This is a genomic window from Zobellella denitrificans, assembly GCF_002237365.1.
In the GTDB taxonomy this organism is placed as follows: Bacteria; Pseudomonadota; Gammaproteobacteria; order Enterobacterales; family Aeromonadaceae; genus Oceanimonas; species Oceanimonas denitrificans.
Window position 1 is genome coordinate 1 of sequence record NZ_NMUO01000043.1, and the last position, 17,862, is coordinate 17,862.

Sequence of the window (17,862 nt, forward strand, 5' to 3'; positions counted from 1 at the left end):
AACTTATATAACAAACCAAAAACAGGCAAACCAAAAAAACGAGGGACAAGGGGCCCCGGAGATGTAGAAAAGAGACAGGCGCCACGGCCGCCACGACGGCGAAACCCACAACCCCGGCACCCGCCGGGGTTTTCACATCTGACAAAGCTCAGACAGCTAAACAGGCAATTCCGATGTCAAAACAGGCGGACAAGGGGAACAGCTCCGCCGACCGTCACCTGCCAGGGATGGCAGGTGCGAGCTTACATGGATGTACTCGTAGCGTGTCGGCGGAGCTGGCCCTTTGGCCGACTCATTGAGTGATAGCAAACGACTTTTTCATCAGACATGCTTCCCTCGCTATCTGCCGGGGTTGTTGTTAGTGCCGCCGCCGGTTGAGCCAGTGCACGCCACCGCCGATCACCAGCCCCCAGAAGGCGCTGCCGATGCCGAACAGCGCCAGGCCCGAGGCGGTGATCATAAAGGTGAGCAGGGCCGCGTCCCGCTCCCGCTCGTCGGCCAGGGCCACCGTCAGGCTGTTGCCGATGGTGCCGAGCAGCGCCAGGCCGGCGATGGCCATCACCAGCTCTCCCGGCAACGCGGCGAACAGCCCCACCACAGTGGCGCCGAACAGCCCCATCAGCAGGTAGAAGACGCCGGCCCATACCGCCGCCTTGTAGCGCTGTTTGGGATCCGGGTCCACCTCCTTGCCCATGCACACCGCCGCGCTGATCGCCGCCAGGTTGAAGGCGAAGCCGCCGAAAGGCGCCAGCAGCAGGCCGGTGAAGCCGGTCCAGCCGACCAGCGGCGAGGCCGGGGTGTGGTAGCCGTGGGCCCGCAGCACGGCGATGCCGGGCACGTTCTGGGAGGCCATGGTCACCATAAACAGGGGAATGCCGACGCCGAGCAGGCTGGTGAGGGAAAACTCGGGCGTCATCAGCACCGGCCGGGCCAGCTGCCACTCGAAGTCGTCGAAACGCAGCAGGCCGTCACCGCCGGCGACCAGCAGCCCGGCCAGCAGGCTGAGCGGGATCACGTAGCGCGGCAGCCGCCGGCGCAGGGCCAGGTAAGTCGCCAGCATCGCCGCCACCAGCAGTGGCTGGGTCTGGGCCGAGGCGAACAGATCCAGGCCGAACTTCAGCAACACCCCGCCCAGCATGGCCGCGGCCAGTCCCGCCGGCACCAGCCGCATGATCTTGTCGAACCAGCCGGTCAGGCCACACAGCAGGATCAGCGCCGAGCTAAACAGGAAGACGCCGATGGCCTCGCTCATGGGCACCCCGGCCAGGGCCGTCACCAGCAGCGCCGCCCCCGGGGTCGACCAGGCGGTGAGCACCGGCTCCCGGTAGCGCAGGGAAAAACCGATGCAGGTCAGCCCCATGCCGATGCCCAGCGCCCACATCCAGGAGCCGGTCTCGGCCTGGCTGGCTCCGGCGGCAGCGGCGGCCTGGAAGATAATGGCCGCCGAGCTGGTGTAACCGACCAGCACGGCGATAAAACCGGCGGAAAGATGGGACAGGCTGAACATGGCGGGCTCCTGGTTGTGCGTTATAACGCATAAGAAAGCCATGCTAGCAAATGTATGCTATAACGCACAACAGCGAGCCAAGCAGGAAAAGCGGGAAACTGTGATGAAAGAGCCGAACCAATACCTGGCGGACACCCTCAAGGCCCTGCGCCAGGAGCGGGGCTGGAGCCTGGACGCCTGTGCCCGGGAAACCGGGGTCAGCAAGGCGATGCTGGGCCAGATAGAGCGGGGCGAGTCCAGCCCCACGGTCGCCACCCTGTGGAAAATCGCCGGCGGCTTCCACACCTCCCTGTCCACCTTCCTGGAGCCGGTGCCCGAGCCGCATCCCGGCCCCCTCTACCGGCAGACGGACGCCCTGCGCCGGCAGCCGGCCGGCGACGGCATGCTGGTGGCGCCGCTGTTTCCCTTCGAGACCCGCTTCGGCTTCGAGATGTTCGAACTGACCCTGCTGCCGGGCCATGAGCAGTTATCGGATCCGCACGACAGCGGGGTGATCGAGCATGTGATAGTGCAGCGCGGAGAGATGGAGCTGCTGCTGGACGGGGAGTGGCAGCGGCTGGGGCCGGGCGCGGCGGTGCGCTTTCACGCCGACCGGCCCCACGGCTATCGCAACCCGGGCAACGAGCCCGCCGTGTTCTACAACCTGATCCATTATCCGGCTTGAGGCTGGAAGCTGGAAGCCTGACTCTTGGTCACAAGTTTTTGTTGACTTTTGATCGAGCAAAACATCGGCCAAAGCGCACAGCTCCTCCGGCACGCCATAAACCCCTCCCTGGGGGCTCCGCCGCGCCCTCCCTGGCGCGGAGGGCCGGCGGAGCTGAGCCCTTTGTCCTCTCTATCGCAGCCTCCTGTTGGCACCACCTTCAGGCAGCGCCGGGGCTGGAAAGAGGCAACAGGGATGGCCTCCGCCGACCGTCACCTGCCAGGGATGGCAGGTGCGAGCGTACAGGGATGTATTCACAGCGTGTCGGCGGAGGTGGCCCTGTTGCCTCTTATCTGCGTCAAATCAGACAGCCGGACTTGTGACTAAGAGTCAGGCTGGAAGCTGGAAGGAGTTTGAGTGTTCTCTCTTCCGGCTTCAAGCTCCAGGCTTAGCACTTTCTTTTTACCCGTCGATCTCGTCCATAAAGTCGCTCAGGTCCTCATCCGACATCTCCGCTTCCCGGCCCACCTTGGTCGCCTGGTACTGCAGATAGAAATCCTTGGTCAGGCCGTAGGGATCCAGGGAGTTGTCGATAATGGCTTCGCGCTCGATCAACTGGCTGCGGCTGTAAAGCCCCATCAGCGCCCATTTGCCGGCGCGCATGGCGAGGGTCATGGCATCGTAGGGGAAGTAGAGGCTGTCCACCACGTCGCCGGACAGCTGCCGCAGGGTGTAGGGGCCGGCAAAGGGCAACATCAGGTAGGGGCCGTCCTCGATGCCCAGCCCGCCCATCACCTGGCTGAAATCCTTGGGCCGGGCCGGCAGCGAGATTTTTTCCGCCACGTCGAAAAAGCCCAGCACCCCGACCGTGCTGTTGACGCCGAAGCGGGCCAGGTTGGTGCCCGCCCCCGGCAGATCGCCGGTGATCAGGTGGTTGACGAAGCTGGCCGGCTCCTCCAGGTTCAGCATCATGTTTTGCACCCCTTCCTTGAGGGGATCCGCCACATAGTCCGCATAGGCATGCACCACGGGACGCACCGCATAGGGCTCCAGGATATCGTAGTTGAGCACCCAGGTGGTCCGGTTCACCGGCTCGAAAGGATCCCGGGGATCGTCCGCCCTGGCCATGGCGTAATCCGCCGGCTTGCTGGAAGAGAAGGGATCATTCACCCGGGGCTGCTCCACGCCCTGGTGCGCGGCGCACCCCGTCAGGGCCACGCCCGCCGTCAATATCAGCACTCGCCACATAATGTAACCTTATGATTCTTGTTATGGTGTCAGTCTAGCTCAGAAGCGGCCGGCAAGGCCGGCCGCATTCCCCTTACAGGGGAGTATCTATCATCACGCTGAGCCGGCGATCCTCGTCGGTCGCCAGCGTCCCGCTGCGCCCTTCCCAGGCATGGGTGGTGTCGGCCACGTTGCCGCTGGGCGCCAGCCGGGCCTTGATGATCACCGCCTCCCGGCTGCTCAGGTTATTGTCGGGCACCATGGCGTCGGCGTTGGACAGGGTGATGGTCAGCGGAAAGGCCGGCTGCTCGATGCGGCGGGCCACCAGCGGCATCTCGCCGCCCTCGGCATCCACCGCGAACACGAACAGCACCGAGCCCGGATGATAGGGCACCGAACTCGAGGTGTTGATCTGCACCTCGTAGCGGGGCCCGCTCACGGGAGCGCTGTCGGCGGCGGCCAGCCGCTGCTCGGCAAAGGCCACCGAGCGCTCTATCATGGCATAGCGGGGATTGTCCGGCGACATCCGCGCCAGCATCGCCTTCCAGCGTTCGGCGGCGGTGGCGAAATCGTCCTGCTGCAGGGCCATAAAGGCGAACACCGACCAGGCTTCCAGGTTGTCCGGGTTCTGCTCCAGCACCGCCTCGATCAGCCCTTCGGCACGCAGGGTTTCACCGGTCATGGCCAGGGCTTCCGCATAGGGCACCGCCACCGACTGCATGTCGCCGCTCAGGTTCATGGCCTTTTCCAGGGACTCCCTGGCGGTTTCACCGTCACGCATCTCCAGCGCCAGCCGGCCCAGCAGCAGCCAGCCGCGGAAGTCGTCGCCGTCCCGGTGCAGCCGGGTACGCAGGCCCAGCATCAGCTCGCGCACGTCCTGCTCGGTCAGGCTCTCGTCCTGCTCCACCAGCATCCGCCGGGACAGCTCGCCCAGGCGCTCGCTGGCCTGCTGCCACTGGGCCACTTCCCGGTGGGCGCCCAGTTGCCAGTAGGCTCCATAGCTGATGGCGATCACCATCAGCACCGCCGGCAGCCACAGCAGCGGGCTTCTTCCCGTGCTCAGTTTCGGCTCCTGCACCATGTCGTCCAGCAGGCTTTTCTGCAGCTCCCGCTCGGCCGCCTCGCCGTCTTCCAACAGGCCCTGTTCGCTGTCCTGTTCCAGTTCCCGTAACCGTTGCCGGTACAACCGGGTATTGAACTCGTTGCGGCTCTGGCTCGACTCGGCCCGGCCCCGGATCAGGGGCAGTATTATCACCAGCGCCAGCAGGGCGGTCAGCCCGGCGCTGAAGATCCAGAATAAGGTCATATCAGCTCTCTTTGTCTTTGTTCAGCAGTTCCGCCAGGCGTTTTTTCTCTTCCGTACTCAACGCCTCGCCCTGGCCGCCTCCCTTGCGGCGGGTACGCACCAGCACTACGCAAAGGCCGAGCAGGATCACCAGCACCGGGCCGGCCCACAGGATCAGGGTCGAGGCCATCAGCGGCGGCCTGTACAGGATGAAGTTGCCGTAACGGGCCACCATGAAATCGATGATTTCCTGCTTCGAGTTCCCCTCGCGCAGCATTTCATAGGTCTTGTCACGCAGATCCTTGGCCAGCTCCGCGTTGGAGTCGGAGATATCCTGGTTCTGGCACTTGGGGCAGCGCAGCTCGCGCACCAGCTCGCGGAACACCGCTTCCTGCTCGGGGCTGTCGAACTCATACACATCGATGGCGGCCCGGGCCGGCAACGGCGCCGTCAGCACCAGGCCGGCCAGCAGGACCAGGAAGGACAGAAAACGCATGGCTTACTCCATCTGCTCGAAAATGGGCCTGAGGGTCTGGGTCCATACCTGTTCGTTCACGTCCCCCACATGGCGGTAGCGGATGACCCCCTTGCTGTCGATAAGGAAGGTCTCCGGCGCCCCGTAGACGCCCAGATCCAGGCCCAGCATACCGCGCGGATCGTAGAGGTCGATGGCATAGGGATTGCCCAGGTTGGTCAGCCAGCGCAGGGCCTTGTCCCGCTCGTCCTTGTAGTTCATGCCGATGATGTGGATACCTTCCTTCGCCTTCAGCTCGTTCAGGTATTCGTGCTCGGCATAGCAGGTCGGGCACCAGGTGGCCCAGACGTTGAGCAGCATGGGCCGGCCGGTGAAGATGTCCTTGCTGTGCTCCTTGTCGAGATCGTGCAGATCCTGCAGGGTGAACTCCGGGATCGGCTGATCGATCAGTACCGATTCCAGTTTGGTGGGATCGGAGAACAGCCCCTTGTACAGGAAGACGCTGGCGCCCAGGAACAGCAGCAGCGGAATGGACAGGATCAGAATGCGGCGGTTCATGCAGCCTCCCCGGCTTGTTTGCGCCCGAAACGATAACGGCGGTCGGCAATGGCGATGGCGCCGCCGATCGACATCAGCACGGCGCCGAACCAGATCCAGCGCACGAAAGGCTTGTAGTAGAGCCGCACCGCCCAGGCGCCGTCGTTCAGCTCTTCGCCCAGGGCGGCATAGAGATCCCGGGTAAAGCCGGCGTTGATGGCCGCCTCGGTCATGGGCATGCGCTGCACCACGTACATCCGCTTCTCGGCGCGCAGTTCGGTCAGCGGCCGGCCGTTCTTGGCCACGCCGATCACCCCCTTGAAGCCCTCGTAGTTGGGGCCGTCGGCCCGGCGGGTGCCCTCGAAGGTGAAGGTGTAACCGGCAAAGGTCACGCTGTCACCCTTGCTCATGCGTACGTCCCGCTCGATGCTGTAGATCTGGGTGCAGGCAATGCCGATGATGGACACCGCCAGGCCGACATGGCCGAGGATCATGGCCCAGTGGCTGTTGCCGAGCTTGCGTACCCCCACGCCAAAACTGTGCTTGTGGGTGGCGCGGATCCAGGTTTCCTGCAGGCTGGTGACGACGATAAAGACCCCGAGGCCGATGCCCACCGCCGCCCAGATCTCGAAGTTTTCGGCGAACCACCAGGGCAGGCCGAGGCCCAGCACAACGCTCACCGCCAGGGCGAACAGCAGCTTGCCGTTGACTTCCTTCATCTGCTGGCGGCGCCAGCGGAACAGGGGACCGGCGCCCAGCAACAGGGCGAAGGGGATGATCAGCCAGGCGTAGAGGCTGTTGAAGAAGGGCGCGCCGATGGAAATGCTGCCCAGGCCCAGCTCCTTGTGCACCAGGGGCAGCAGGGTACCGATCAGCACCACCACCAGCCCTGCCATCAGCACGATATTGTTGCCGAGCAGCATGGTCTCCCGGCTGGCCAGTTCGTGCTTGCCGTGGCTGCGCACCTCGGCGCCCTTGATGGCGTACAGCAGCAGCGAGGAGCCCACCACCAGCATCAGGAACACCAGGATAAAGAGCCCGCGGGTCGGATCCGAGGCGAAGGCATGCACCGACACCAGCACGCCGGAGCGGACCAGGAAGGTACCGAGCAGGCTGAGGGAGAAGGCCAATATCGCCAGCAGCACCGTCCAGGCCTTGAAGGTGGCCCGCTTCTCGGTCACCGCCAGGGAGTGGATCAGGGCGGTGCCCGCCAGCCAGGGCATGAAGGAGGCATTTTCCACCGGATCCCAGAACCACCAGCCGCCCCAGCCGAGTTCGTAGTAAGCCCACCAGGAGCCGAGCGCGATGCCGAGGGTCAGGAAGATCCAGGCGGCCATGGTCCAGGGCCGGGACCAGCGGGCCCAGGCCGCGTCCAGCTTGCCGGTCATCAGCGAGGCGATGGCGAAGGCGAAGGCCACGGAGAAGCCCACATAGCCCATGTACAGCATGGGCGGATGGAAAATCAGCCCCGGATCCTGCAGCAGCGGGTTGAGATCCCGGCCGTCGACCGGGAAGTACGGCAGGGTTCGCTCGAAGGGGTTGGAGGTGAGCAGCACGAACAGCAAAAAGCCGATGCCGACCATGCCCATCACGCTCAGCACCCGGGCCACCGCCTCCAGCGGCAGGGCGCGGCTGAAGCGGGCCACCGCCGCGGTCCAGCCCGCCAGGATCAGCACCCACAGCAGCAGCGAGCCCTCATGGGCGCCCCACACCGCCGAAATCCGGTACTCCAGCGGCAGCAGGCTGTTGGAGTTGGAGGCCACGTAGAGCACGGTGAAGTCGTGTTCGATAAAGGCCCAGGTCAGGCAGAGGAAGGACACCAGCAAAAAGCCGAACTGGGCGTAGGCCAGGGGCCGGGCCAGCAGCATCATGCTGACGTTGCCGCGGGCCGCGCCCAGCATCGGATAGATACTGAGGATGACGGTCGCCGCCAGGGCCAGGATCAGGGTGAATTGGCCTATCTCAGGGATCATGAACGGCTCCCTTTCAGCTGTTCCTCGGTGTACTCCGGCTTGAAGTGCTCCATCCCTTTGAGCGCTTCCGCCACCTCTGCCGGCATGTATTCCTCGTCGTGCTTGGCCAGCACCTCGAAGGCGCTGACGGTGCGGGCGTTCTCCAGGTGGCCCTGGGCCACGATGCCCTGCCCTTCCCGGAACAGGTCCGGCAGTATGCCGTCGAACAGCACCGTCACCTTTTCACCGCCCGCGTCGATCAGATCGAAACTCACCTTCAGGCTCTGCTGATCCCGGCTCACCGAGCCCGGTACCACCAGGCCGCCGATGCGCAGGCGCTGGCCCACCTCCGGCTTGAGGTTGTCCTTGCCCTTGCCCTGCACCAGTTCGGTCGGGGTATAGAAGAGGTCGATGTTCTGCTGCAGCGCATAGAGCACCAGCCCTATCATCACCGACAGCCCGGCCACCACGGCCACCAGCAGGGTCATCCGCTTCTTACGTCTTGGGTTCATAAGGTGTTCTCCAACTTCTGGGCGGCCTTGCGACGGGCGGCCCTGGCTTGTTTCTGTTTGACCTCGCGCAGCAAGCGTTTCTTCGTTGTTATGGTCGCCGCCACCAGCCCGAGCAGGGCCAGCAGGGTAACGGCAAAGGACAGCCAGACGTAAAAGCCGTAGCCGCCCATGGCCCAGAATGCGGACCAGCTATCAAATTTCATCCTGTTCCTCCGCCATCGTCAAAACCCAGGGTCGGTGGGATTCCCGCCGGATCAGCTCGTTGCGCAGTCGCATCAGGGTGAGCGCGCCGAGGAAGCAGATAAAGGCGAAAATCATGATCAGCAGCGGCCAGAGCATGTCGTTGGAAATGGACGGCTTGGCGAACTTGGTGATGGTGGCGCCCTGGTGCAGGGTGTTCCACCACTCCACCGAATAGTGGATGATGGGCAGGTTGATCACCCCCACCAGCGCCAGTATGCCGGCGGCCCGGCCGGCCAGTACCTTGTCTGAAATGGCGTTGTACAGGGCGATGACGCCCAGGTACAGGAACAGCAGGATCAGCTCGGAAGTCAGGCGGGCATCCCACACCCACCAGGTGCCCCACATGGGCTTGCCCCAGGCCGCGCCGGTAAAGAGCGCGATAAAGGTGAACACCGCCCCCACCGGGGCGATGGCCGCCACCGCCATGTCGGCGGTCTTGATCTGCCACACCAGGCCGATAAAGGCGGCCACCGCCATGGAGGAATAGGCGCCCATGGACATGATGGCGGACGGCACGTGGATATAGATGATGCGGAAGGCATCGCCCTGCTGATAATCGGCGGGGGCAAAGGCAAGGCCCCAGGCCAGGCCGACGGCGAACGAAACCACGCTGAACACGACGAACCAGGGCAGCCAGAGCCCGGCCAGCCGGTAAGCCTCTTCAGGCTTGGCATAAGGGTGCAACCATTTCCACATCTTGCTCACAAACCTTTTTTTGTATTACCTATTGTTCACACGGATTCAAGATACCTTAAATCCGCCGCTCAAAAAACCGCTGGCGCCAACTAGTTGACGCTGACCCGCAGCGCCGCCGCGATGGCGAAGGGCGCCAGGGTGACACTGCCCGCCAGCATGGCACCCAGTATCGCCAGCTGACCGTTGTAGGGAATGCCCAGGGTGGCCGCCTCTATCGCCGAGGTGGCGAAGATCAGCACCGGTATGTACAGCGGCAGGGTCAGCAGGCTCAGCAGCACGCCGCCCTTGCCGATGCCGACGGTCAGCGCCACCCCGATGGCCCCGAGCAGGCTCAGGATGGGGGTACCCAGCAACAGGGTCCAGAACATGCCCCAGAAACCGGCCATGTCCAGGCTCAGCAACACCGCCACCAACGGCGACAGCAGCAGCAGCGGCAGCCCGGTCAGCAGCCAGTGGGCCAGCACCTTGGCCAGGGCCAGCACCCCTAAGGGACAGGGCATTAGCATTAATTGTTCCAGGGTTCCGTCAATAAAATCGTCCCGGAACAGCCGCTCCAGCGCCAGCAGCGACGACAGCAGCGCCGCCACCCAGACAATGCCCGGGGCGATGCGCGCCAGCAGGGCCGGCTCGGGACCAATGCCCAGCGGAAAGAGGGTGATGACGATCAGGAAAAACCACAGCGGGTTGAGGATATCGGCCCGGCGCCGCAGGGCCGAGACCAGTTCGCGCCGGACCACGCCGGTAAACAGGGTTCTCATGCGTCGCTCTCCTGAAAGGGGGTCAGCTGCAGGGTACGCACCCGGTCGGCGCTCAGGGACAGATCCTGGTGGGTGGTGATCAGCACCATGCCGCCGGCGTCGGTGTGTTCCAGCAGCCGTCGCTCCAGCACCTTGACCCCGTGCTTGTCGATGGCGGTGAAGGGCTCGTCCAGTATCCACAGGCGGGGACCGCCCAGCCACAGCCGGGCCAGGGCTACCCGCCGCTTCTGCCCGGCCGACAGCTGGCCGGCGTATTGATCCTCGAGCCCCGCCAGCCCGACCCGGGCCAGCACTTCCCACAGGTTGGCCTGGCTGCCCGCGTGATGCATGCGGCGGAAAAAGGCCAGGTTTTCGAAGGCGGTCAGTTCGTGCTTGATGCCGGCCTGATGACCGAGGTAGAACAGATCCTGGTGGTAGCTGTCGCGGCACTGCTCGATGTTCTCGCCGGACCAGCACACCACCCCGCCGTAGGGACGGGACAGGCCGGCCAGCAACCGCAGCAGGCTGGTCTTGCCGACGCCGTTGGGGCCGGCCACCTGCACCAGATCACCGGGGGAAACCGTCAACGACAGTTCGCTGAACAGGGTGCGTTCTTCGCGGACACAGGTTAAAGCGCGGGCTTCAAGCATAGATAGATCGGTATTCTGACCATGAAAAATGGGCGCCAGTCTAGCACATGGCGCCCATCATGGCCCTAGTTTCGCTCGGGTTAAGACCAAAATCGGTGGATTTATTGCGCTGGAACAAGAGATGGCTGGAAGCTGGAAGCTGGAAGCGAATCCACTCTCCTCTTCTTCCGGCTTCAAGCTTTTTGCTTCAAGCTACTGCAGGCTACTTTTGCTTGCGATGCAGGGAGAGCAGCAGTTCGGCTTCGGCCCTGGGCATCTCGCACTCGGCCATGATCTCCTCCACGTCGGCCCCCAGCTGCACCATGCGCGCCGCCCGGCTGTAGAGCTTGCCCTGGGGATCCTTGAGCGCCAGCTCCTGCTGCTGCTCATGCAGCTGGCCCAGTTGCCGGCCCAGCTCGGTCACCTTGTTGCCCATGCCGATATTGGCCGCCTGCAGCTCTTCCAGCTGCTTGCGGTAGCTGTCCCGGGTGCGGGTCAGCTCGCGCATCAGCCGGCTCATGGCATCGAGCTTGCGCTGGCACAGCCGCCACATCATCCAGGCCACCAGCAGGGCGACCATGGCCAGCATCAGCGCAACCATGGCCAGGATTAAGGCCGGTTCCCACCACATCAGAGCTGGCCCAGCTCGTCCCACTCGTCGTCGGACAACAGCTTGTCCAGATCCACCAGGATCAGCAGTTCGTTCTCCCGGTTGCAGACGCCCTGGATAAACTTGGCACTCTCATTGGTGCCCACATTGGGCGCGCTTTCAATTTCGGAAGACTTGAGGTAAACCACCTCGGCCACGCTGTCGACCAGGATGCCGATCACCTGCTTCTCCGCCTCGATGATGACGATACGGGTATTGTCGGTCACCTCGGCCGGCTCCAGGCCGAAGCGCAGCCGGGTGTCCAGCACCGTCACCACGTTGCCGCGCAGGTTGACGATCCCCAGCACATAGTCCGGCGCCCCCGGCACGGGAGCGATGTCGCTGTAGCGCAGCACTTCCTGTACCTGCATCACGTTGATGCCGTAGGTCTCGTTATCCAGGCGGAAGGTGACCCACTGTAATACTTCACCCTCTGCCAGATTTTCCGCTACATTGCGATGACTGCTCATAGGCTTCCCTTATGTCTGCTCAGACTTGTTGACCGTCGATATTCTTACCCTGCTCCAGCAGCCCGATCAAGGCGTCCACATGCAGCAGGGCACACATTTTTTCTTTTACCATGCCCGCCAGCCAGGGCCGGGTGCCCGGCACGGCGCGCCATTTGACCTGATCCCGGTGCAGCAGGGCGGTGCCCTTCAACTGATGGCACCCCAGCCCCCAGTTGCTCTCGCCCAGGGTCACCAGGTACTGGTATTCCTCTTCCGCCCGGTGGCCGGGCATGGCCCAGCGGGCGGTGTCCACCACATAGAGCTGGCGCTGGCGCTCGGTGAGCACCCCGGCAAACCAGTCCGGCTTGCCGAACAGGCTGGTAAGCCGGGACATCTGGTAGATGCCGCCCAGGTGGGTCAGGGGCACCGCGAAGGTCATGCCCGCCACCTCGAAGAACAGGGCCTGGAAGCTGTTTTCGGTATCCATATTGCGCCATGCCGGCTCGGCGAGTTCGGGCGGGTCGCAGACGACCGGCTCGGGCTCGGGCTCGGGCTCGGGCTCGGGCTCGGCGAGCGTCGCGTCGGGCGGGGGGACCGGCAAGGGGGAACTTTCCTCCTCCTTCAGCTCGGCCACCCGGGCCAGCAGGGTTTCCAGGGCCTGGCGGCGCTCCTCTTCCGCCGGATCGGCGAAGGCCGGTGCCGGCACCTCGGGCACCGCCTCGGGTTGCCGCCGGGGGGCGCCTTCCTCCAGCAGGGCATCGAAGTAGTCGTCAAGGGCGTCAAACTGTCGTTGATTCATAGCGGCTGATCCACGCCGTCGAGGCGCCACAGGTAGCGCAACAGGGTCTGGTAGGCGTAAACGCCCCGGCAGCCCCTGGCGAAATAGGAAGGAGGCTCATGGCGCAGGCTGGCATCGCGGAACTTGGTGTCCACCGGGATCACCGAGGGCCAGACGTTGCTGCCGTAACGCTGCTTCAGGCTGTCCAGGCTCTGTACCGAGGCCCGGGTGCGCTGATCGTACATGGTGGGTACCACCGTATAGGGAAAACCGTCCTTCCGGGCCTTGTGCATCAGCTGGAAGGTGCTGACCATGCGCTCCAGCCCCTTGAGCGCCAGGAATTCGGTCTGCACCGGCACCAGGATGCGATCGCAGGCGGCCAGGGCGTTGACCATCATCACCCCCAGCACCGGCGGACAGTCGATAATGGCCACGTCGAAGTCGTCCTTCACTTCCGCCAGCAGCCGCTTGAGCACCAGCCCCATGCCTTCCCGGCTGCTGGAGGTCCGCTCCAGGGTCGCCAGGGAAATGGAGGCCGGCAACAGGGTGAGGCCCTCAAACCGGGTCTGCAGCGCCACCTGGTGCAACTCCTCGCGGCCGGGGCGCTCCGCCCGGAACAGGTCGAACAGGGTGTGGGGCAGCGCGTCGCTGTCATGGTCGAGATAGGCGGTCAGGGAGCCGTGGGGATCGGTGTCGATCAACAGCACCCGCTTGTTGAGTTGCGCCAGCAGGCCGGCCAGGGCCACCACCGTCGTGGTCTTGCCGACACCGCCTTTCTGATTTGCTACCGTCCAAACAATCACTGGCTAGTCCTGTGCTGTGCTGATTCTGATGCCGCCACCGGGCAGCTCGAAGACCCTGAGCCGGCGCTCCGGCGCCGACGTCAGGGGACGGGACGGCAAGGGCGCGGGCGGCTGCCACTGCTCGGTGGAGATGGCGATCTCCACCCGCCGGTTGAGGGCCCGCTCGCCTCGCCCCTGGCCAAGGGGCCGAAATTCGCCGAATGCCTCCAGGGCCAGCCGGGGCGCGGCGATGTCCGCCCGCAGCAGCCATTCCAGCACCGCCCTCGCCCGCTCGGCGGACAGCTGCCAGTTGGAGGCGTAGAGTTCGTTGCTGACCGGGACGCTGTCCGCGTAGCCGCGCACCCGGAGATAACGGTTGTCCTCGGCCAGTACCGGCAACAGGGCGCCCAGCACCGCCTCGCTGTGAGGCCCGAGCAGGGCGCTGCCGCCGGCAAACAGCAGATCGCCCGCAAAGCGCAGGGTCAGCCAGTCCCCCTCCTGCTCGAGTTCGACCAGTTGCCGCTCCAGCAGGGGCGCCAGCTGCCGGTGCAGTTGCCGTTCCAGCGGGTCCAGGGTCGAGGGCGGCTCGGCGGCCAACAGGTCGGGGCGGGGATGATCCGGACCGACTCCGACGAGCCGCACCAGTGCCTGCTGCATGCCGTCGAGCAGGGGCTGCTGCACCTCGCTGCGGCTGGCGTGGATGGCGTAGAGCACCACGAACAGGGCGAACACCAGAGTCATGTAGTCGGCGTAGGACACCAGCCAGCGATCCAGGCCGGCGCTGTGCGGCCGCCGGATGAGCGAGCGCCGCCTCATTGCCGCATCCCCTGGTACTGGCCGAGCTGGCGGCTCACCGCCAGGCTGCCCTCGCCCCGGGCGATGGCCAGCAGGCCGATGGCGGTCAGCTCCCGGTAGCGCAGCTCCAGCCGGTACTGGGCCCGCAGCCGGTTGGCCAGGGGCAGCAGCAACAGGTTGGCGAAGCCCACCCCGTAGAGGGTGGCGACAAAGGCCACGGCGATGCCGGCACCCAGCCGGTTGGGATCGTCCAGGTGGCTCATGGCCTGGATAAGCCCCAGCACGGCGCCGACGATGCCGATGGTCGGGCTGTAGCCGCCCATGGCCTCGAACACCCTGGCCTCCAGTTCCTTCTGCTCTTCCAGCCGATCCAGCTCGTTGTCCAGCAGTTGCTCCAGGGCGGCCGGCTCGGTGCCGTCCACCAGCCACTGCAGTCCCTGGCGGGTAAAGGCGTCCAGCTCGCCGTTGGCCAGCCTCGGCTCCAGGGCCAGAAAGCCGGCCTGGCGCGCCTCGTTGGACCAGCGCAACAGGCGGGACGCCTGCTCCTGGAAGGGCCAGTGCGGGTTACGGAACAGCATGGCCGAGGCCCGGAAGGCCGCCCTGCACTGGGGCCAGGGGGTCTGCAGCAGCACCGCGCCCAGGGTACCGCCGAGCACGATCAGCAGCGCCGGCACGTCGAGCAGCCCCCACAGGCTGCCCCCATGCCAGAGCTGAGCCAGGGTGATGCACAGCAGCGCCAGCAGCAGGCCGACCAGGGCCATGTCAGGCTCCCATCTCGCCGACGATGGCCTCGCCGATAAGGGACAGCGGCAGCGATTCACTGGCAATCCCCGCCTTGGCCACCGCCTGGGGCATGCCGTAAACCACGCAGCTTTCCTCGTCCTGGGCCCAGATAGTGGCGCCCTGCTCCTTCAGCAGGCGGGCCCCCTCGCGCCCGTCCGCGCCCATGCCGGTCAGCACCACCGCCAGCACGTTGCCGCCATAGGTCTTGGCGGCGGAGGCGAAGGTAATGTCGACGCAGGGCTTGTAGTTGACCTTGTCGTTGCCCTCCATGATGCGCAGGCGCGCGGCCCCCGGCCGCCCCTCAAACAGCATCTGCTTGCCGCCGGGCGCCAGGTAGGCGTGCCCCGGGCGCAGCTGGTCACCGTCTTCCGCTTCCTTCACCCGGATCTGGCACAGGCCGTCGAGCCGGGCGGCAAAGGCGGTGGTAAAGGTGCCGGGCATATGCTGGATCAGCACGATGGGATGGGGAAAACTGGCCGGTAGCCGGGTCAGCACCTTCTGCAGCGCCACCGGGCCGCCGGTGGAGGTACCGATGGCCAGCAGTTGGTAGCCCTTGCCGCTGCGCCGGGGCGGCGTACGCCTTTCCGTCACCGCCGGTGTCGGGGTACTCCGTTCGGCCAGCAGGGCGCTCGGCGCCGGTCGCTCCCGCAGCGGCGTGGCCAGCGGTCGTGGGCTGGCGAAAGTGCGCCGCCGGGCGATGGCCTTGACCCGCTGTTGCAGCAGCAGGACCGCCTCTTCCTTGCTGCGGGCAATGTCCTCGAAACGCTTGGGCAGGAAGTCCATGGCGCCGGCATCCAGGGCGTCCAGGGTCGCCCTGGCCCCCTCGTGGGTGAGGGAGGAAAACATCAGCACCGGGGTCGGGCTCTGCTGCATGATGGCCCGCACCGCCGAAATGCCGTCCATCACCGGCATCTCTATGTCCATGGTGATGACATCGGGGCGAAGCGACTTCGCCTTTTCCACCGCTTCCTGGCCATTGGCCGCCGTGTCCACCACGGTGAGCAGGGGATCCTGGTTCAGGATCTCGCTCACCCGCCGGCGGAAGAAGCTCGAATCGTCCACCACTAGTACCCGAATAGCCATTTCTGGGATCCCGCTCCTTTATTGTTATGGGTTGTCAGGCGTAACGCCGGGCATAGGCCTTGATCAGGCCGGCGATATCCAGGATCAGGGCGATGCCGCCGTCACTGGTGATGGTGGCCCCGGCCATGCCCGGGGTGCCGTGCAGCAGCTGGTCGAGGGGCTTGATCACCACCTCTTCCTGGCCGATCAGGCCGTCCACCACGAAGCCCACCTGCTGGTTGCCGATCATCACCAGGACCACATGGCCCTGCTCCTTGCGCACCCGGCCGCCGCCCCGGATCAGCCAGTCCTGCAGGTAGAACAGGGGGATGGCCCGGTTGCGCACCACTATGGTGAGCTGGCCGTCCACCGTGCTGGTCTTGGTCAGATCCAGGTGGAAAATCTCGTTGACGTTGGTCAGCGGCAAGGCGAAGGTCTGCTTGCCCACCAGCACCATCAGGGTCGGCAGTATCGCCAGGGTCAGGGGCACCTTGATCTGCAGCCGGGTGCCCTTGCCCTTCTCGGAGTCGATCAGGATGGAGCCGTTGACCGAGCTGATGCCGGTCTTGACCACGTCCATGCCCACGCCGCGGCCCGACACGTCGGTGATTTCCTTCTTGGTGGAAAAGCCGGGCGCGAAGATCAGGTTGTAGGCCTCGTTGTCGCTCATGCGGGCGGCGCCGTCGGCGTCGAGGATGCCCCGTTCGATGGCGATGCTCTTGAGCTTTTCCGGATCCATGCCGGCACCGTCATCCTCGATGCCAAGCAGGATATGATCCCCCTCCTGGGAGGCGGTCAGACGGATGGTGCCCACCCGCGGCTTGCCGGCGGCTTCGCGCAGCTCCGGCAGCTCGATGCCGTGATCGCAGGAATTGCGCACCAGGTGCACCAGGGGATCGGCCAGGGCCTCGACCAGGTTCTTGTCGAGATCGGTCTCTTCGCCGACCATCTCCAGGTTGATTTCCTTTTTCAGGCTGCGGGCCAGATCGCGCACCACCCGGGGAAAGCGGCCGAACACCTTCTTGATCGGCTGCATCCGGGTCTTCATCACCGCCCCCTGCAGATCGCCGGTCACCGCGTCCAGGTTGGTCACCGCCTTGGTGATCTCCTCGTTTTCGTGGCCCGACTGCAGGCTGAGCAGGCGGTTGCGCACCAGCACCAGCTCGCCCACCATGTTCATGATGTTGTCGAGGGTCCTGGTGTCCACCCGCACCGTGGTGTCAGGCTGGGCGTTCGCCGGCGCCGGCGCGGCCTTGGCGGCCGGCTTGTCGGCCGGGGCTCGCTCCATCACCTTGTCGGCGACCGGTGCCGGCGTCTTGTCGGCGACCGGCGCGGAAAGGGTCGGCGCGGCCGGGGAGACGGCCGTGGGCCCCTTGCCCGCGCCATGCAACTGATCCAGCAGGGCTTCGAATTCGCTGTCGTCGATCAGCTCGTCGGCGCCGGCCTGGGTGGCCGGCGCGGTGGCGGCCGCCACCGGCGCTTCTGCCTGCTGGGGCACACCGCCGTGCTTGCCGGCCCCGTGCAGCTGATCCAGCAGGGCCTCGAACTCGTCGTCGGTGATGTCGTCGCCCTGGCTGTCGGCGGCCGGATCCGGCGCCAGCTCATCCAGCATCTGCCGGTACTCGGTCTCGCTCAGGTCGGCGATGCTGGTTACGGCGGCGGGCTCGGTCGGCACGGCCGCCGTGACGGCCGCGGGAATCGCCGCCACCGGTTCTTCCTCGCCGGCGGGCTGGCAGTAACGCCCCAGCTCTTCGAGCAGGTCGGGATCGGCCGGGGTCGGCTCGCACCGGCTCTGGATCTCGGCGAACATGCCGTTGACGGTGTCCAGGGCGCGCAGTATCACGTCCATCAGCTCGGCGGTGACCCGGCGCTGGCCGGTGCGAAGAATATCGAAGACGTTTTCGGCCTTGTGGCAGGTTTCCACCAGGGCGGTCAGCGACAAAAAGCCGGCGCCGCCCTTGACGGTATGAAAGCCGCGGAAAATCGCGTTAAGCAAATCCTTGTCGTCCGGCTGCCGCTCCAGCGTGACCAGCTGTTCCGACAGCTGCTCCAGGATCTCTGATGCCTCCACCAGAAAATCCTGCAGAATATCCTCGTCTACCTCAAAGCCCATGCTCTCTC

At 65.3% G+C, this 17,862-nt stretch carries 20 protein-coding genes; 1 reads left to right on the top strand and 19 read right to left on the bottom strand.

Annotation, left to right across the window (positions count from 1 at the left end; genetic code table 11):
* Positions 1-358: 358 nt before the first annotated feature.
* A complete protein-coding gene (locus CGX12_RS10565; protein ID WP_232513387.1) occupies positions 359-1,507 on the bottom strand; it encodes a benzoate/H(+) symporter BenE family transporter in 1,149 nt (382 codons plus the stop codon).
* 103 nt (positions 1,508-1,610) lie between these two features.
* Here CGX12_RS10565 and CGX12_RS10570 point away from each other — a divergent pair, with 103 nt between their 5' ends.
* The gene (locus CGX12_RS10570) at positions 1,611-2,171 is read left to right on the top strand and encodes a helix-turn-helix domain-containing protein (protein WP_094039846.1); all 561 of its coding nucleotides are present in this window, start codon (positions 1,611-1,613) and stop codon (positions 2,169-2,171) included.
* Between the two features lie 441 nt (positions 2,172-2,612).
* On the opposite strand, the gene CGX12_RS10575 is transcribed toward CGX12_RS10570, so the two are convergent.
* The 18 genes from CGX12_RS10575 to CGX12_RS10660 form a co-directional block, all read right to left on the bottom strand.
* On the bottom strand, positions 2,613-3,398 hold the full coding sequence (locus CGX12_RS10575; RefSeq protein WP_254918265.1) for an MlaA family lipoprotein: 786 nt from the start codon (positions 3,396-3,398) through the stop codon (positions 2,613-2,615).
* 73 nt (positions 3,399-3,471) lie between these two features.
* Positions 3,472-4,683 carry a c-type cytochrome biogenesis protein CcmI gene (gene ccmI, locus CGX12_RS10580; protein WP_094039848.1) on the bottom strand — a complete coding sequence of 404 codons (1,212 nt, stop codon included), beginning with the start codon at positions 4,681-4,683 and terminating at the stop codon, positions 3,472-3,474.
* A 1-nt stretch (position 4,684) separates the two neighbouring features.
* Positions 4,685-5,158 carry a cytochrome c-type biogenesis protein gene (locus CGX12_RS10585; RefSeq protein WP_094039849.1) on the bottom strand — a complete coding sequence of 158 codons (474 nt, stop codon included), beginning with the start codon at positions 5,156-5,158 and terminating at the stop codon, positions 4,685-4,687.
* Positions 5,159-5,161: 3 nt separating this feature from the next.
* Positions 5,162-5,695, bottom strand: a complete 534-nt coding sequence (locus CGX12_RS10590; protein ID WP_094039850.1) for a DsbE family thiol:disulfide interchange protein — start codon at positions 5,693-5,695, stop codon at positions 5,162-5,164.
* On the bottom strand, positions 5,692-7,647 hold the full coding sequence (locus CGX12_RS10595) for a heme lyase CcmF/NrfE family subunit (RefSeq protein WP_094039851.1): 1,956 nt from the start codon (positions 7,645-7,647) through the stop codon (positions 5,692-5,694). The genes CGX12_RS10590 and CGX12_RS10595 overlap by 4 nt, the downstream gene beginning before the upstream one ends.
* The gene (ccmE, locus tag CGX12_RS10600; protein ID WP_094039852.1) at positions 7,644-8,138 is read right to left on the bottom strand and encodes a cytochrome c maturation protein CcmE; all 495 of its coding nucleotides are present in this window, start codon (positions 8,136-8,138) and stop codon (positions 7,644-7,646) included. Before ccmE ends, CGX12_RS10595 begins: the two co-directional genes overlap by 4 nt.
* Positions 8,135-8,341, bottom strand: coding sequence for a heme exporter protein CcmD (gene ccmD / locus CGX12_RS10605; protein ID WP_094039853.1), 207 nt, complete (start codon positions 8,339-8,341; stop codon positions 8,135-8,137). The genes ccmE and ccmD overlap by 4 nt, the downstream gene beginning before the upstream one ends.
* The gene (locus CGX12_RS10610; protein WP_094039854.1) at positions 8,331-9,077 is read right to left on the bottom strand and encodes a heme ABC transporter permease; all 747 of its coding nucleotides are present in this window, start codon (positions 9,075-9,077) and stop codon (positions 8,331-8,333) included. The genes ccmD and CGX12_RS10610 overlap by 11 nt, the downstream gene beginning before the upstream one ends.
* Positions 9,078-9,166: 89 nt before the next feature.
* Positions 9,167-9,835 carry a heme exporter protein CcmB gene (gene ccmB / locus CGX12_RS10615; RefSeq protein ID WP_094039855.1) on the bottom strand — a complete coding sequence of 223 codons (669 nt, stop codon included), beginning with the start codon at positions 9,833-9,835 and terminating at the stop codon, positions 9,167-9,169.
* Positions 9,832-10,464, bottom strand: a complete 633-nt coding sequence (gene ccmA, locus CGX12_RS10620; RefSeq protein WP_094039856.1) for a cytochrome c biogenesis heme-transporting ATPase CcmA — start codon at positions 10,462-10,464, stop codon at positions 9,832-9,834. The genes ccmB and ccmA overlap by 4 nt, the downstream gene beginning before the upstream one ends.
* Before the next feature lie 202 nt (positions 10,465-10,666).
* Positions 10,667-11,074, bottom strand: a complete 408-nt coding sequence (locus tag CGX12_RS10625; RefSeq protein WP_094039857.1) for a DUF2802 domain-containing protein — start codon at positions 11,072-11,074, stop codon at positions 10,667-10,669.
* Positions 11,074-11,562 (bottom strand): chemotaxis protein CheW, encoded by a 489-nt coding sequence (locus CGX12_RS10630; RefSeq protein ID WP_094039858.1) that lies wholly within the window; start codon positions 11,560-11,562, stop codon positions 11,074-11,076. Before CGX12_RS10630 ends, CGX12_RS10625 begins: the two co-directional genes overlap by 1 nt.
* A 19-nt stretch (positions 11,563-11,581) precedes the next feature.
* Entirely contained in the window at positions 11,582-12,340 is a 759-nt protein-coding gene (locus tag CGX12_RS10635) for a chemotaxis protein CheW (protein WP_094039859.1), read from the bottom strand.
* The gene (locus tag CGX12_RS10640) at positions 12,337-13,122 is read right to left on the bottom strand and encodes a ParA family protein (RefSeq protein ID WP_094039860.1); all 786 of its coding nucleotides are present in this window, start codon (positions 13,120-13,122) and stop codon (positions 12,337-12,339) included. Before CGX12_RS10640 ends, CGX12_RS10635 begins: the two co-directional genes overlap by 4 nt.
* A 3-nt stretch (positions 13,123-13,125) precedes the next feature.
* Positions 13,126-13,917 (bottom strand): OmpA/MotB family protein, encoded by a 792-nt coding sequence (locus tag CGX12_RS10645; RefSeq protein WP_094039861.1) that lies wholly within the window; start codon positions 13,915-13,917, stop codon positions 13,126-13,128.
* Positions 13,914-14,657, bottom strand: coding sequence for a flagellar motor protein (locus CGX12_RS10650; RefSeq protein ID WP_094039862.1), 744 nt, complete (start codon positions 14,655-14,657; stop codon positions 13,914-13,916). The genes CGX12_RS10645 and CGX12_RS10650 overlap by 4 nt, the downstream gene beginning before the upstream one ends.
* A gap of 1 nt (position 14,658) precedes the next feature.
* A complete protein-coding gene (locus tag CGX12_RS10655; protein ID WP_094039863.1) occupies positions 14,659-15,762 on the bottom strand; it encodes a protein-glutamate methylesterase/protein-glutamine glutaminase in 1,104 nt (367 codons plus the stop codon).
* Positions 15,763-15,796: 34 nt separating this feature from the next.
* Positions 15,797-17,854 (bottom strand): chemotaxis protein CheA, encoded by a 2,058-nt coding sequence (locus CGX12_RS10660; protein ID WP_094039864.1) that lies wholly within the window; start codon positions 17,852-17,854, stop codon positions 15,797-15,799.
* Between the last annotated feature and the right edge of the window lie 8 nt (positions 17,855-17,862).